Source organism: Rhodococcus sp. 05-2254-5, from assembly GCF_002258575.1.
In the GTDB taxonomy this organism is placed as follows: domain Bacteria; phylum Actinomycetota; class Actinomycetes; order Mycobacteriales; family Mycobacteriaceae; genus Rhodococcoides; species Rhodococcoides fascians.
In genome coordinates this window covers 266,033-280,905 of record NZ_NOZG01000007.1, presented here as the reverse complement: position 1 = coordinate 280,905, position 14,873 = coordinate 266,033, and the positions used below count along the sequence as shown (strand labels likewise).

The 14,873-nt window shown below is 65.6% G+C and carries 12 protein-coding genes; 9 read left to right on the top strand and 3 right to left on the bottom strand.

The window, feature by feature from the left end:
* Positions 1-3 precede the first annotated feature (3 nt).
* The 6 genes from CH278_RS06685 (at position 4) to CH278_RS06660 (ending at position 7,571) form a co-directional block, all read left to right on the top strand.
* Positions 4-1,161: an acyl-CoA dehydrogenase family protein gene (locus CH278_RS06685; RefSeq protein ID WP_027495628.1), complete on the top strand. Its 1,158-nt coding sequence runs from the start codon at positions 4-6 to the stop codon at positions 1,159-1,161.
* Entirely contained in the window at positions 1,158-2,096 is a 939-nt protein-coding gene (locus tag CH278_RS06680; protein WP_032386497.1) for an amino acid--[acyl-carrier-protein] ligase, read from the top strand. The genes CH278_RS06685 and CH278_RS06680 overlap by 4 nt, the downstream gene beginning before the upstream one ends.
* A gap of 46 nt (positions 2,097-2,142) precedes the next feature.
* A complete protein-coding gene (locus CH278_RS06675; protein ID WP_052054614.1) occupies positions 2,143-3,951 on the top strand; it encodes an alpha/beta hydrolase in 1,809 nt (602 codons plus the stop codon).
* On the top strand, positions 3,948-5,522 hold the full coding sequence (locus CH278_RS06670; RefSeq protein WP_052053541.1) for a lipopolysaccharide biosynthesis protein: 1,575 nt from the start codon (positions 3,948-3,950) through the stop codon (positions 5,520-5,522). Before CH278_RS06675 ends, CH278_RS06670 begins: the two co-directional genes overlap by 4 nt.
* A gap of 238 nt (positions 5,523-5,760) precedes the next feature.
* Positions 5,761-6,612, top strand: a complete 852-nt coding sequence (locus CH278_RS06665; protein WP_032372043.1) for a glycosyltransferase family 2 protein — start codon at positions 5,761-5,763, stop codon at positions 6,610-6,612.
* On the top strand, positions 6,609-7,571 hold the full coding sequence (locus tag CH278_RS06660) for a glycosyltransferase family 2 protein (protein WP_027495624.1): 963 nt from the start codon (positions 6,609-6,611) through the stop codon (positions 7,569-7,571). Before CH278_RS06665 ends, CH278_RS06660 begins: the two co-directional genes overlap by 4 nt.
* A 28-nt stretch (positions 7,572-7,599) precedes the next feature.
* Here the strand turns inward: CH278_RS06660 and CH278_RS06655 are convergent, their stop codons facing one another.
* Positions 7,600-10,017 carry a glycosyl hydrolase 2 galactose-binding domain-containing protein gene (locus CH278_RS06655; protein WP_094621495.1) on the bottom strand — a complete coding sequence of 806 codons (2,418 nt, stop codon included), beginning with the start codon at positions 10,015-10,017 and terminating at the stop codon, positions 7,600-7,602.
* Positions 10,014-11,018, bottom strand: coding sequence for a DUF1839 family protein (locus CH278_RS06650; protein WP_094621494.1), 1,005 nt, complete (start codon positions 11,016-11,018; stop codon positions 10,014-10,016). Before CH278_RS06650 ends, CH278_RS06655 begins: the two co-directional genes overlap by 4 nt.
* A gap of 358 nt (positions 11,019-11,376) precedes the next feature.
* Between CH278_RS06650 and CH278_RS06645 the strand changes: the two genes are divergently transcribed.
* Positions 11,377-12,315 (top strand): endonuclease/exonuclease/phosphatase family protein, encoded by a 939-nt coding sequence (locus CH278_RS06645; protein WP_094621493.1) that lies wholly within the window; start codon positions 11,377-11,379, stop codon positions 12,313-12,315.
* Between the two features lie 10 nt (positions 12,316-12,325).
* Here CH278_RS06645 and CH278_RS06640 read toward each other — a convergent pair whose 3' ends face one another.
* Positions 12,326-13,720, bottom strand: coding sequence for an Hsp70 family protein (locus CH278_RS06640; RefSeq protein WP_094621492.1), 1,395 nt, complete (start codon positions 13,718-13,720; stop codon positions 12,326-12,328).
* Between the two features lie 164 nt (positions 13,721-13,884).
* On the opposite strand from CH278_RS06640, the gene CH278_RS06635 reads away from it, so the two are divergent.
* Positions 13,885-14,394: an arsenate reductase/protein-tyrosine-phosphatase family protein gene (locus CH278_RS06635; RefSeq protein WP_027495619.1), complete on the top strand. Its 510-nt coding sequence runs from the start codon at positions 13,885-13,887 to the stop codon at positions 14,392-14,394.
* A 90-nt stretch (positions 14,395-14,484) separates the two neighbouring features.
* A complete protein-coding gene (locus tag CH278_RS06630; protein ID WP_032366898.1) occupies positions 14,485-14,871 on the top strand; it encodes a hypothetical protein in 387 nt (128 codons plus the stop codon).
* Positions 14,872-14,873: the final 2 nt, after the last annotated feature.

Here is a 14,873-nt window from a genome sequence, read left to right as displayed (position 1 = left end):
ACCATGACGGTCTCGTCCGACAGTCGCCCCGCGCAACTGCCCCTCACCGACGTCCTCAAGACCCTCCGCACGTTCGCGGCCGAGGTCGACCGCGAGGGCAGGTTTCCCGCCGAGTCCGTCGACGCTCTGCGCTCGGCAAATCTGTTCGCCGCCGCGATACCGACGGCGCTCGGCGGCGGTGGCCTGTCCCTCACCGAGCTCGCCCGGGTCGCACGCGATCTCGGTGCCGAATGTGCATCGACGGCAATGATTTTCGTCATGCACCAGTCTCAGATCCTGAGCATCGTCAGGCACGGCGGCACCCCCACATCCGACGCGTTGCTGCGCCGCATCGCAGCCGACCAACCGCTCGTCGCGTCGGCGACGACGGAGATCAACATCGGCGGCGACGTGCGTTCGAGCAGCTGCGCGGTCGAGTACGACGGAGACCGCATCCACCTGGCCAAGACCGCACCGGTGATCTCGTACGGCGAATACGCCGAGATCGTTCTCGCGACGGCGCGGCGCACGGTGGACAGCCCGCCGAGCGATCAGGTTCTGGTGGTGTGCCAGAAGCCCGACGTCACCCTCGAACGCACCAGCAACTGGGACACTCTCGGGTTTCGTGGCACCTGCAGCCCGGGCTTCCAGCTCGACGCCGTTGCCGACCGCTCGAGCATTCTGCGCGACAACTACGGCGAGATCTCCTCGCAGACAATGCTTCCGGTGGCCCATGTGCTGTGGGCCTCGGCCTGGCTCGGCATCGCCGACGCAGCCGTGTCCAAGTCCCGCAAGTTCGTCCGCAAGGCGGCGAGCAAGAGCCCCGGCGTCACTCCTCCCTCCGCCCTGCGGCTGGCCGAGTTGTTCGTGGCCCACGAACAACTCGTCGACACCGTGTTCGGCGCAGCGGCGAAGTTCGAGGCCATCGCAGATTCCCCCGAGGAGCTCGGTTCCATCGGTTTCGCCGTCAAGATCAACAACGTCAAGGTGACGGCGTCGACTCTCGTCATCGACATCGTCGGCAAGGCGATGCAGATCTGCGGCATCTCCGGGTATCGAGAAGACGGTGACTTCAGCATCGGACGGCACCTCCGCGACGCGCACGGCTCGGCGATCATGGTCAGCAACGAACGCATCCTCGCGCACAACTCTCAACTCGCGCTTCTCTACAAAGGCAAATGATGACCCAGACACAGGACAAGACCTCCGAACTGGATTCGGCACGAAGCGAATTCAGGCAAGAGCTCGTCGACGCCGGCTTGCTGATCCCGTCGTCGGTGCTCGGTCTGTACGGCCGGTCCGGCGAGTTCGAGGACATCATCGAATCGATCGACCGTCGGGTCGTGGCCGCGAGCGCGTCGGAACACGGAACGGCTGTGCCCAGGTTCCGATTCCCGCCGGTCTTCCCGCGGGAAGCATTCGAGAAGACCGACTACATCGCGTCGTTCCCCAATCTCACCGGTGCCATCAACACGTTCGACGGCGACAACAAGGCCCATGCCGCGCTGCTCGCCGATCGGTCCGAGGGCAAGGACTGGGATCACCACCTCGAGTCGGCCGGGACGATGCTGGTGTCCGCGGCATGTCACCCGTCGTACTCGATGTTGCCGTCCGTACTCCCGTCCGGCGGGACGACGTACGACATCTACGGGTACTGCTTTCGGCACGAGCCTGCCGTCGACCCTGCTCGCATGCAGGCCTTCCGCATGCACGAGATCGTGCGGGTCGGCACCCCGGACGACGCCGTCGCCCACCGGGAGAGGTGGGTACAGCGCGGCCTGGAGGTGCTGGCCGATCTGGGACTCGAGGCAGAAGCGGTGATCGCCAACGATCCGTTCTTCGGTCGAGCAGGTCGCATGCTCGCGGCCAATCAACGCAACGAGAACCTCAAGACCGAGCTGGTCGTGCGGCTGTACGGAGACCTGGACGACGGCACGGCCGTGGTCTCGTGCAACTGCCATCGCGATCACTTCGGCCACACCTTCGACATCAGCACCGCCGACGGCGAACCTGCACACAGTGCCTGCGTCGGCTTCGGCATGGAACGTATTGCGCTGGCGCTGTTGCGGACCCACGGTATCGACCGCAACAAGTGGCCGAGGTCGCTTCGTTCGTGACGTCGGTAGCCGACGTCGATATCCCTACCAGCGATCGGAGCGCGCTGTGAACACCACGAATACGGCGACATCCGAGTCCGCCGACAACCGTACCGACGAGCTGGAACAGCTACTGATCACCGAGGCAGGCGTACCGGGCAGACAGTCCACCTGGTTCGGGTCGGCAACATCGCCGCTGCTCGGTGCCGTGCACGTACCCGAGGGATCGGTTGCCCGCGGTGCCGTCGTACTGGCACCGCCGCTCGGCAAGGAGCAGGTCGACTCGTACCGCGGTCTGGTCCTCCTGGCCCAGCGCCTCTGCGCTCGAGGCTTGCTCGTACTGCGCTTCGACTACCCGGGAACGGGCGACTCGTCCGGTGCACAGGACGACGACGGCATCGTCGAGCAGTGGCAACGCAGCGTCGTCACGGCGGTCGATTTCGTTCGTCAGTGCGGTGTTCGCGATGTTGCGGTCGTGGGTCTGCGAGCCGGCTCGCTGCTCGCCGCATCCGTGGCGGATCGGTGCGGTCCTCTGGCTGGAATGGTGTTCTGGGACCCGGTCGTCAGTGGCCGCTCGTATCTTCGGGAACAGCGCGCCCTGTATTCGATGACCGTCGCGCGAGACGACGAGTCGGACCCGCGAGTGTCCATCGTCGGCGCAGTCCTGCATGCCGGAGTGGCCGCCGAATTCTCGACCCTGGATTCCTCGAAGCTGGAACGGCTCGACTGCCCGGTACTGGTTGCCACCCGCAGCGAACGCGCCGACGCCACGCCCGTCCGCAGACTCGTGTCCGCGCAGCAGGCGGACGAGCACACACTCCGCGATCACGACGCATTCCTCGAGCCACCTGCCTGGGACGTGGTCATTCCGCGTCCGGACATCGACGTGATCGCGCGCTGGGTACAGGCCACGTTCGCGTCGACGACCACGCCGGTCACCGTTCCGATCCGACGTTCCGCCGTGGTCTCGACTCCCCGGGGCGACGTCGTCGAAACCATCGAGCGGCTCGGTGACGACGAGCTGTTCTCCATCCGCACCACCGCGGTGGCCACGACGGCCGGCGGTCCTGCTGTGGTCATGTACGGCACCGCGTACGAGCACCGGGTCGGACCGGTACGGCTGTGGGTCGAGTTGGCCCGCACCCTCGCGACGGCGGGCATCACCTCGGTCCGTTTCGACCGTCGCGGTACGGGAGAGAGTGGAGACGTCGGTGCCGACGACGCACCCACGCTCTACAGCGAACTCGGCGACGACGACGCACTGTGCGCCGTTCGATCCGTGGGAACAGCGCCCGACAAGATCGTCTCGGCAGGTCTGTGCTCGGGTGCGTGGTATGCCGGTTACGCCGCCCACCGGGAGGGCCTGAACACCGCAATCCTGATCAATATGCGTGAATGGACAACGCGGCGTGTCGATTTCACCAAGAGATCCACGATCGCCCAGAAGCAGGGATTGACCGCGATCGCACTCGACCGCGCACACACGGCCGCCGTTCGCTTCAAGAACTGGTCGCAACCCCGGATGCCGTACCGACTGTGGCTCGCGCTCGGCCGTCGTGGCTGGATCCAGGTTCCCGAAATCTCGTTGGGAGAACTGCAGCGCAAGGGAGTCGACGCGTCCGTGCTGCTCGTCCCGGACGACAAGCAGTGGTTCCTCGACAACCGCGGCCCCGAGAGCCTGCATCGGTTGCGCCGCCGGGCCGAGCCCGAGCACCCACCCGTGGTGAAGGCGTTCACGGACGGAGATCACACCCTCTTCGGACGCGATGTTCGCGACACGGTCAGGGCCGAGATGCTGCAGACGATCGGTGCTGCGCTCGGAGTCCACATCGAACCGCAGGACCCACCTGTGAAGGTGAACTGGACGCCGTTGTGAAACATCGCGCTCGCCGGGTACCCCCGCCCGATCACGGCCGACTCGACAAGATCACCTACTACCCTGTCGAGCAGGTCCGATGGGACATGGGCTTCAACAGCCGCACCGTGCCTTTTCACGCGGTGCCGCCCGAGTTCGCGGTCGCGGCATCGCAACCCGCCGGACAGCTGTCTGCGGCCGATTCGATCCCCGACGGGGACCCGATGTTCACCGCGGCCGAGGCGTCGGGCACGGCGGTTGCAGGCTCCAAGCCCGCCGGCCGCAATCTCGCACTGAACTCGTTCGCGATGATGTTCTCCACCATTGCCACCGGCGCGCTCGGTCTGGCCTTCTGGGCCGTGGCGGGCCGGCTGTTCCCCGTCGAGGAAGTCGGCAGTGCATCGGCGGTGATCGCGTCGGCGGTGATGATCGCGACGCTGTCCAACCTGAGTCTCGGCTCGATGTACGAGCGGTTCCTGCCGACCGCGGGCGTGAAGGCCAAGTCCTATGTGCTTCGCGGCTACGCTGCCGTGCTGTCGCTGGCGCTGGTCCTGGGATGCGCGTTCTTGGTCGTGGCACCGGTGGACGAGTTGTTCACCACCACGACCGAGATCGCGACGTTCCCGATTTTCGTCGGCGTACTGGCCGTGTTCGCGCTGCAGGATCAGACGTCGTCCGGGCTGGGCTTCGCGCGGTGGGCGGCGGCCAAGAACGTCTTCCACGCGGTCGTGAAGTTGGCGGTCCTGGCCGTCACGTACGAGACCGGCCGTAGTTTCACCATCATCGCGGCGTGGGCGGTACCGGCGGCCATCGCGGCGATAGTGCTGTTTCGCGCGTTCGGGAAGAAGCTCGGCACCGATCCGCGTTACCAGCTCACACCGAACCTGCCGCCCCGTAAAGAGCTGTGGTCGTACTTCGGGTCGGCGTACGGCATCACTGCCCTGGGAACCTTGGCACCCCTGATGATCCCGATCATCGTGGTGAGCACGCTCGGTGCCGAGCAGAATGCCTACTTCTCGCTCACCTGGTCCATCGTGAGCGCCATCTACGTGTTGATCGGGGTACTGGTCGGCCCCTTCGTGGCGGAGGCGGCTGCACATCCCGAACAGTTCTCCAAGCTCGCCAAACGCTTCATCGGCCTGCTGTGCATCGTCGCCGTGGGCGGATCGTTCTTTCTGGCGGTCGTCGCACCGTTCGGACTCGGTATCGTCGGCCCCGACTACCGCGAGAACGGGACCATCATCGTCCATCTCGCTGCCGTCACCATCCCGCTGTCCGTCATCGGAGCCCTGTACGACGGTCTGGCCAGGGTCCGTCGTCGTATGCGGCTTGCGGTGCTCGTCCAGATCGCGGCCACCATCATCATCGTCACCGGGTCGCTGACGTTGTCACCGAGCTTGGGCATCGCGGGCATCGGCTGGTCTTATCTGGCGGCCGAAGCCTTCGGTGCCGTGGTTCTGTTGGTGCCCCTCATCAGGTGGATCGGGGACCTGTCCGGCGGCGCTGGTGCCGAGCATGCCGCGCCGGCTCTCGATCCGCGCGACGAATCCACGTCGCAGGCGACGGGTCGTGAGCACAGCGTACGAGCGTAACCGACATCACTCTCGTTAGCTGGCACCGCAAACATTCTTCGAGTACGTTTATAAGCAGCTTGACAATCTCATGGCTTCTTTTAAGCTTCTAGTCAGGAAAAGACAGTGGGTTCGACGGGTAGATCAATCCCGCCGAAACCTACGTGCGAACTCGGCGGGGGTCGTGTCGCATCGGTCAGATACAGCTGCAGTAGCTCGATCAGCTAGTGCCCACCGAACTCGAACATCTGGAATGGATATGTTGAATCGTCAGAATCCCCGCGTCAGTGTCGTCATCCCGACTCTCAACGAGGCCGCGAACCTTCGCCATGTCCTCCCCTTGCTGTCCCACGAATTCGAGCTCGTACTGGTCGACGGCGGATCCACCGACGGAACCATCGAAGCCGCACGCGAGATTCGCAGCGACATCCGCGTCATTCAACAGACCCGCAAGGGTAAGGGCAACGCACTCGCCTGCGGCTTCGAAGCCGCCACCGGCGACATCATCGTCATGTTCGACGCGGACGGCTCTGCCGACGCGGCCGAGATCCCCCGGTTCGTCGATGCCCTGATCGCCGGTGCCGACTTCGCCAAGGGCAGCCGGTTCTGCGAGGGCGGCGGCAGCCACGACATCACGCCACTGCGCCGCGCCGGCAACGGTGGTCTGCACCTGGTGGCCAACACGCTCTTCGGCACCCGTTTCTCGGATCTCTGCTACGGCTACAACGCCTTCTGGCGAGACCTGGTGCCGGTCCTGGATCTGCCCGTGGTCGATCAGCCGGGCAGCGAGGGAATGATGCTGTGGGGTGACGGATTCGAGATCGAGACCATCATCAACTGCCGCTTCGCCGAGGCGTCCGTACGGATCGAAGAAGTGCCGAGTGTCGAGCTGGCGCGCATCTACGGCCAGAGCAACCTACGCACCTTCTCCGACGGCTTCAGGGTGCTGCGCACCTTGATGACCGAGCGCATGCGCGCCCGCAGAATCTCCCGCAAGCACATCGCTCGCCCGTCGCGCGAGTCGATCGATGCCCGCACCGACATGGACCTCGAGTTCGAGGTCATGGAGTCGTTCGGCGAGGTCATCGAGCTCCGCGAGAGAACGGCGTGAGTCTGCCGACCTCCTCGGTCGTCATCTGCGCGTACACGCTGGCTCGATGGTCCGAACTGTGCACTGCCGTGCGTGCCGTTCTCGATCAGAGCGTCGCTGCCGACGAGCTGATTCTCGTCGTCGACCACAATCAGCAGCTGGCCGAGCGCGCTCGAGCGGAATTCCTACCGCTGAGCGACACCGTGAACGTGGTCGAGAACAGCCACCCACGAGGACTGTCGGGGGCACGGAACACCTCCCTCGACCTCGCCACGGGTGACATCGTCGTCTTCCTGGACGACGACGCGTCCCCACGTACGACCGAATGGCTCGACGCCATTCTGTCCCATTACTCGGATGATGCCGTGTACGCCGTTGGGGGCTCTGCATACCCGGTATGGCCGGACAAGCGTCCGGCCTTCTTACCGGCCGAGGTAGTGGGTGAACCCGGCGAACTCGATTGGGTCGTCGGGTGCACCTACCGCGGGCAGCCGACGGAAACCGCTCAGGTCCGTAATCTCATGGGCGCGAACATGTCTTTTCGCCGCGCGCCAGTCGTCGAACTCGGCGGCTTCGTCTCCGGAATCGGCCGGATCGGACGCGTTCCGCTCGGGTGCGAGGAGACGGAACTGTGTATTCGCCTGCGCCAGACGCATCCCGACGCGCAGATCGTGTTCGATCCCTCGATCGTCGTCGATCACACCGTCAGTGCCGATCGGACGCGACCCCGCTACCTGATCACCCGCAGCTACGCCGAGGGTGTGTCCAAGGCAGCGATCGCGCGCCTGATCGGTGCGGGCGACGCACTCTCGTCCGAGCGTGCGTACACCGCCAAGGTTCTGCCGCGTGCTGTCGGCCGTGAGACGAGCGCGGCTGCTCGCGGCAACCCCGCGCGGGCGTGGGGCGCAATGGCTGTGGTGGCCAGCGTCGGGGCCGCGGGAGTCGGTTATGTCCGAGGCAAATTCAGTGTGAGCCGCTAGCGGCACGTGCACGGAACTTCGTAGCCCACTACGAACTTCCACTCACGACCCTCGGTGCCACCGACGCCCGTTCCACGGAATTCAAGGCCCGAACGCGTCCCCTGGGCTTCCCGGTGCCTCGGTTGACGAGTGTGATGGTGCGCGGTTCGTTCGGCGCGAGATGGAACCACGAATCGGACGCGTCGAAGCCGTCGACATCGACACAGACGTACTGCGCTGCCCACTCCGAAGACACTGTGAGCACCCACGTCCCGGCTCCGGTATCGACGACACTCGCGCTCAGGCCCACGGTGTTCTGCCGACTCTGCGCGCCGACGAGCGCGGTGTTCCGGGCTATCTCGACTCCGTCGTCGCCCGCGAACACCACTGTGATCGCCGAGTACGTCCGACTCCCGAAACGGTAGGCGTGATTGGCATCGGTGAACGACCCCACGATGGAGTCCACCGTCAGTTCGGTCGAGCCGTTCGAGTCGACCGATACCGCCCGCTCGAACTGTTGCACGCCGCGCGCGGTGTGCAGTGCCACGCGCAGTGTGCCCGATCGGGCCGGACCGTCGTTGACGAGCTCCACCGAATAGCCGTCGAGACCGTTGTCGCACAACAGCACTGCGGTCGGTGCGCCGGCCCTCGCGAGCGCGTAGAACGGTGCCTTCGGTGCACCGGTGGCGTCGGTGATACCCCACCCGGCACCGGGCACGGTGTCTCGTAACGTCAACACGAGCGCGCCCGCACATCCGGAAGACGCCCGACGCCACCGACCGAACGCTTCCTCGAAAGCCTCGACGAGCACCGCCCTGCCGTAGTCCAGGTAGAGCTCGGCGTCGTCCCGCCGAATAAGGTGCGGGTCGACACCGAAGACAGTGCGTACGTAGTGATCGCGGACGTCCTCGAAATCCCACGACGAACCGCGATCGCGAGGGACCGCGGATTTCCACTCGGGGTGATGCCCGGCCACCGCAGCAGATCCGAAGAACCTGTCGACCTGCGCACGTTCGGGAGGAACGGAGAAGGCCAGGCATTCCGCAGCGAATCGCACACCCGCGGTACGAATATCGGACAGTGGCCGCAGGTAACCACCCACCCCGAAGTAATGGGCGATACCGTCGCCCACGTGGGTGTGCAATTCGCCGGTCGAGCTGGACGGAGACGACGTCACGTATGCGACGTCCGGCAGACGATCGGCGAGGAAATCAGGAACGATGGTGTCCAGCATATCCATTCGCTGATCCTCGGCCGCGAGACCCAGCATCGTCGGTTGCTGCTGCGTTTCGCTTCCGCCGCTGACGACCATCAGCGCCGGATTGGCGCAGACGATGTCCGCGAACGCGTGCAGCTCTCCGGTGACCGCCGCCGTGTACACCTCGTCGGTGGGCGGGTCGACGGTTCCCAACATGACGTCCTCCCACACCATGATGCCGAGTTCCGCACATAGAGACCAGAATTCGGCCTGCTCGTACACCAGCGTGCCGACCACGCGCACCATGTTCACGCCCGCCGACTGCAGCTGCACCAACGCTGCACGCAGGTCCTGCTCCGACGACCACAGTCGCACCGGATCGAGTGGAGTCCACGTACCACCGCGACAGAAGATCGGGCTACCGTTGACCACCAACTGCGCTCCGCCTCCGGAGCGATCGAGTACGACGGTGCGAAAGCCGATATCGCCCAACGGGTATTCCACCCCGTTCACATCCAACGCCACGCGGTAGGTCCTGGGCTGTCCGTGCGTGTGCGGCCACCACAGCTCGACGTCCGGCAGCGTCAGAGTCGTATCGATACGGTCGACCGTTCCGAGCTCGAACACGCTGTCCTCGATCAGGATTCGCGTCGACGACGGGGAATCCAGCTCGGCGTGGACCGCGACGATACCGTCGGTGCCGCGGACCGTCGTCGACAGACCGACGCCACGGGGGCTCGACATCGGCACCATCGACACCGGCCGCCACGGACCCACCGGAACAGGCACGGGCCCGTACACCGGTGCCCGGCCCAGCATCGTCGTACGCTCGTGCCGCAGACCCTGCGCAGCGATCATCGAGGATCGCCACCGACCACGTGGCCGTCGGGTCTTCAGATGTGCGGCAAGGGATTCGATATGAACTGCAATGGTGACGGTCGGCCCGCAACCGGTCAGATCGACAGTCTCGGGCACGAACATGGACGTGACGGTTCGCCGATGAACACCGTCCACCCAGATCCGGGCCCGGGTCGCGATTCCGCCGAAGGTCAGCCGCATCTCGGGGTGATCGCCGGTCGGGACAGTGGTCGCATACCACCAATCGTGTTCGTCCGGAGCACAATCGGTGTCACCGAGCGCGCTCGCCACCGTGCCGGGCACGACGGCGTCGAGCCACTCGAGGTCGGCAGGCAGGTCAGCGGGGTCGAGGATGGATCCGGCGTCGGTTCGGGCCAGCCGCCACGGCACGCCGTCGAGCAGATCGATCACGCGCTCAATGCACCCACGACGATATCCATCGCTGTCGCCCAGTTCTTGCTCATGTCGTTCAGCGGTTCGTCGAGCACCACGGCGCGGCCACGCGCTGCTCGCGCCATCCGGAACTGCACGGCCTTCGCGCCGGACGCGGCGTCGAGGAAATGCTGCGCCGCGTCGCCGGCTCCGCGTATCCCGCGGGTCTCGAGGTACTGCACGTAGTTGGCGGCAAGCTCCGCGGTGGCACCGAATTGCCGGAGCAATCCGAACGACCACAGATGAAAGGCGTCGGGCCCGGACGTCTGGACGAGCGGGATGTCGGCCACGATGCGCCGAGCGAGGGCATCGACGGGATTGCCCGGTGCCCTTCTGGACAGATGTGCCCGGGCGACGTCGAGGTCGCGGTCACCGACCCCCGCGTCGAGCACTCCCGCGTCGACTCGAACCTGTTCGACGTACGGCAGCAACACCTCGGCGTGAGGCTCGGGCGCGAGATTGAACACCCCGTCGAAGTCCGCCCCGGTCAGCTCGAAGTAACCCCGGTTGTGGAAGTAGCCCATCACCTTGTCGTCTCGGTTGACGAGATTCGGCACGATGGTGGTCTTGGTGTGCTGATTCCGGTAGCTGGTGCCTGCGGTGTCGGGAAGCCAGAAACCGTCGACCTCCACCGTGACGTGAGTGCCGTCGAGCAGCCCTTCGACGACGTGCTCGAGAACGGGTCGCCATACGTTCATCTCGGCCACGCCGATGCCGTAGAGCGCGCGCAGATCCTCGGGCAGAATTTTCACGAAGTCCCACTGCCGTCCGTCACAGCCGGCGCTGAGCACGAATGCGAGCGCCGGGGTGGGATCGGCACCGAGCGAGTGCAGTACCTCGATCCACAGATCGACGTAGCAGTTGGTCTCGGTCCAGATGCGGTCGTGGTTGTGGATGGGATGAGGCCGGTAGCTGATGGGGTCGAGTTCGAGAACCCGGAGGCCGGTACCGAGCCTCTCCAGCACTGCATCGTTCGACATGACGCGCCTCTCCTACCGGAACAATGTCGGACGGTCCCCGAGCCGCATTTGTCCATATTGCCTGCGTCCAGGCCACTCATCGTAGCGAATCGGTTTGTTCTACGCTTCCGATCCGGCGGTAGGATTGTTTTCGACGCAACTGCTACTTACTGATCCACCGTTTGAGCGTCTGTACAACAGGAACCCGAAAACGCGGGCAATCACACAACGAACAGTTGGTTCCGCGGCGGTAATGCTGATGCGCAGCTTGTTCGTGTCGACACTTGCATATCCGCTCTGAGCTGGGCACATGCCGAGTGTAGACAACACCTGCAACATCCATGCCCATCTCGGGCGGACACGAGGAGGCACGAGCGCAATGCGCCGTTTCGTTCGCAGCGCAGCGCTGGTCGTGGGGTGGTGCCTCGTCGCCGTAGCTCTCGGAATGTTTGCCGTCCGACAAATCGGCGTGACCGAGATCACTTTCGTTGCTTTGGTGGTCGGAACTCCGTACCTCGGAGTCGCTACCGTCGCGGCGCTCCTGCTCTTCGCCGCCGCCCGCTCACGTATCGGATCGGCAGTCGCAGCCGTCGTCACCGTCGCCGTCGTGGGCGTCCAGGTGCCGATGTTCCTGGCCGATGGACCGGACAACTCCGGACCGGACCTGTCCGTGTTGACGGTCAACGTGGCGCACGGGGACGCCGATGCCGGCGCGATCGTCGACGCGGTCCGTGATCACGACGTCGACGTGCTCGCCGTCCAGGAACTCACGCCCGAGGAAGTGATCGACCTGAGGGGTGCCGGTCTGGACGACCTGCTGCCGTTCTCCTTCACCGCCGCACTGCCCGTGGCCGACGGCACCGGATTGTGGAGCCGAACACCCTTGACCGACGGCACCCGACTGGACGACTTCGGCTTCGTACCGGTGCAGGCGAACACCGTCGTCGACGGCACGACGCTGACCCTCGTCTCGTTCCATTCGATGTCTCCCGCGACGCCGCGCCACACCACCCAGTGGGACGCAGACCTGGCGAGGATGCGGGCCATCATGGATACCTACGACAACACTGCCATCGTCGCGGGCGACTTCAATGCCACCAACGATCACCGACAATTCCGCAGGTTGGCATCGGCTCCGTTCTCCGACGCGGCCGACGCTGCGGGGGCAGGACTGTTCCGCACCTTCCCGTCCGAACGTCCGTTGGCGCGGTTGGACCATGTCGTGACCAGTGACAGCGTCCGCGCGCGGTCGGTGCAGCCGTTACCGATCCCGGAGAGCGATCATCTGGCGGTGCTCGCAACGGTGCAGTTGCCGTGACGATCCCCGGCTAGAAGCGCGGAAGCTGAATGACCGGAGGCGGCGGCAGCTGTATCTGCGGGAGCTGGATCTGCGGCAGACCGGGAATCAGCGGTGCCGGGGCAGGTGCAGGAGCCGGTGCCGCGGGCGGCACGTACTCGGGCTCGGAATACGTCTGAGCCGGAGCCTGAACGGGCTCGGACGTGGGCGGCGGCGTTGTGGTCGGCGGTGGCGTCGTCGGCGTCGGGGTGACCCGGGTCGTCGTGGGACCTGCGGTGATCGGCACCGGTGAATCTGCCGGTGCACTGGTCGGGGCCGGCGACCCACCCCCGTATCCGAGAGACAGGCCGAGGGCGGCGACCGCGACGAGACCACCCGCGACCAGCACGGCACCGCGCACCTTGCGCTTCGAATCCGCTGGCTTGTCGGAGTGGGGTTCCGGGGTCAACCAATCGGGTGTACCGGTCAGCGATGCCGGGTCGGCCGCGGACTGTCGCCCGCCCGACTGTGAATTCGGCTGAGGGTTGGACTGCGCATTCGGTTGGGGAACCGGCTGGTGCGGAGCCTCGGCGACCGGTGTGGCGAGCAGTGCCGCTCCACGGGCCGCAACCGATTCGGGGTCTGCCGGAGTGACGACGGGTAACCCGACCCAGGCATCGAGTATCGCTCCGACCAGCGGTATTCGGGCACCGCCGCCGATCAGGAACAGCGCGTCGACATGCTTGGGAGAACGCCCGATGACGTCACGAACCAGGCGAGCGGAGTACTCGATCGGGACGGTTACCAGAGACTCGAATGCCTCGCGGGAGATCAGGATGACACCGCCGTCGCCTGGAAGACATACTGCGCCGCTGGTCGACAATTGTTCCTTGGCGACCCGGCACCGCGCGGTGAACGCGCTCAGTTCTTGGTTGTCGGCGATGTCGACGCCCTGCTTGGCCAACTGGTTGTCGGCGATCAGGCGATCGAAGTCGTCGCCGCTGATGTCGATGGTGCGTTCTGCCAGCAGAACTTGGCCTGTACCGCGGTCGATCACGCTTATCGTCAGACCCGAACTGCCCAGGTCGTACAACGCGATGGTGCCGAAATGCCCCAGCTCGCCCGACGCTTCGAGGTACTGCAGCGCAGCCCGAGCCTCGGGAACCAGTCGATAGTTGTACAGCCGCTGACCGGCCATGGCCTGCTGGATCTCACCGAACTGCTGCTGGTCGCGATACGCCACGCCGGTTGCCTGCACTGGGCCGCCGTTGCCCGGTTGCGAGAGCACCACGCCGATGGACTCAGCGGCCAGTTCCTCGGCCCGGTCCCAGTAGGCGTCGACGGTGTCGTGGTGGAAGTCGAGGCGTCCCGAATCCTGAGGGCGCAGGTCGGGTCGAGCCATGCGCACCGCGCTGGCCCCCACCGACACACCGAGAACTTCGGTCATTACCTGCCTCTTGTCGATTTCCCCGTCAACACACGCCGAGACTTCATGTCACGAACCAGTCTCGATCCCCCCAATTGATCACTGTAGCGCGTCGGTGCGGCTGCGCCGCAGTGGTGCGTTCAGGTGCCCCCTGGGGCACCCAGCCACACCACTACAGTTGCGGCATGCGAGTTCTGTTCGTCTGCACCGGCAACATCTGCCGATCTCCGACTGCCGAGCGCCTTGCGGTCGCCTTCGCCCGTGAGGGCGGATTCGAGCTGACCGCCGGCAGTGCCGGGACACAGGGACTGACCGGGCACGCGATGGACCCGACGGCAGCGTTGGTGTTGTCGCAACTCGGCGGCGATCCCGAGGGCTTCGTGGCTCGACGCCTCACTCCGGCGATCACCGCCGACGCCGAACTCGTTCTGACGATGACCGCGTCGCATCGCGACGCCGTGCTCGCACTGTCGCCGCGGCACATGCGTCGCACCTTCACCTTGCTCGAGGCGTCGAGCCTGGCCGCGGCGTCGGGCGCACGATCGGTTGCCGCCCTCGCCGACGCGCGGGCCGTCCACAGCGTCGAGACGCTGGATATCGGCGACCCGTACCGCCGCGACCCGTCCGTGTACGAGGAAGCCGGCGAGCTGATCGCAGCATCGTTGCCGAATGTTCTCCGACTGGCGCAGCCGTAACCTTCGACCCACCACGAATTCGCACGCTGCGGTAACGTTCTCGCATCATTGCCGACCACCCGGGTGCGGCCACGGCGTTAGGGTCTGTTCATGCGCGACAAGGTCATCGCGTTGGCAGCAGTGGCGAGTGCCGGAGTAGCCGTCACCGTGGGTCTGGTCATCGGTGCCCTCGGCGGCGCGTTCGACGATTCGAGCCAGGATGTCAGGCCGCCTGCGCTGAAGTCGGACTCCCTCAGTTCGGTCCAGGCGTCTCCGACGTCCGCAATCGTCGTGGTTCCGCCGTCGCCCACCTGGCAGGTCGCGGTACCCACCACCGCCAAGCCGCCGACGACGACGCCGGAGCGGCCTCAGACGACGACGCGGACGCCCCGAACAACCACCAAGCGGTCGGACCGAACTACCACGACCACCACCGACGAGGACTCGACCGACGAGCCGACGACCGACGAGCCCACGACCACGGAGTCGGGCCGGTAGAT

What these genes read in the sequence shown, in the direction of transcription:
- CH278_RS06665 (WP_032372043.1), top strand. Translation starts at nt 5,761, where the DNA reads ATGTTGAATCGTCAGAATCCCCGCGTCAGTGTCGTCATCCCGACTCTC.
- CH278_RS06635 (WP_027495619.1), top strand. Translation starts at nt 13,885, where the DNA reads ATGCGAGTTCTGTTCGTCTGCACCGGCAACATCTGCCGATCTCCGACT.
- CH278_RS06640 (WP_094621492.1), bottom strand. Translation starts at nt 13,720, where the DNA reads ATGACCGAAGTTCTCGGTGTGTCGGTGGGGGCCAGCGCGGTGCGCATG.
- CH278_RS06645 (WP_094621493.1), top strand. Translation starts at nt 11,377, where the DNA reads ATGCGCCGTTTCGTTCGCAGCGCAGCGCTGGTCGTGGGGTGGTGCCTC.
- CH278_RS06630 (WP_032366898.1), top strand. Translation starts at nt 14,485, where the DNA reads ATGCGCGACAAGGTCATCGCGTTGGCAGCAGTGGCGAGTGCCGGAGTA.
- CH278_RS06685 (WP_027495628.1), top strand. Translation starts at nt 4, where the DNA reads ATGACGGTCTCGTCCGACAGTCGCCCCGCGCAACTGCCCCTCACCGAC.
- CH278_RS06650 (WP_094621494.1), bottom strand. Translation starts at nt 11,018, where the DNA reads ATGTCGAACGATGCAGTGCTGGAGAGGCTCGGTACCGGCCTCCGGGTT.
- CH278_RS06680 (WP_032386497.1), top strand. Translation starts at nt 1,158, where the DNA reads ATGATGACCCAGACACAGGACAAGACCTCCGAACTGGATTCGGCACGA.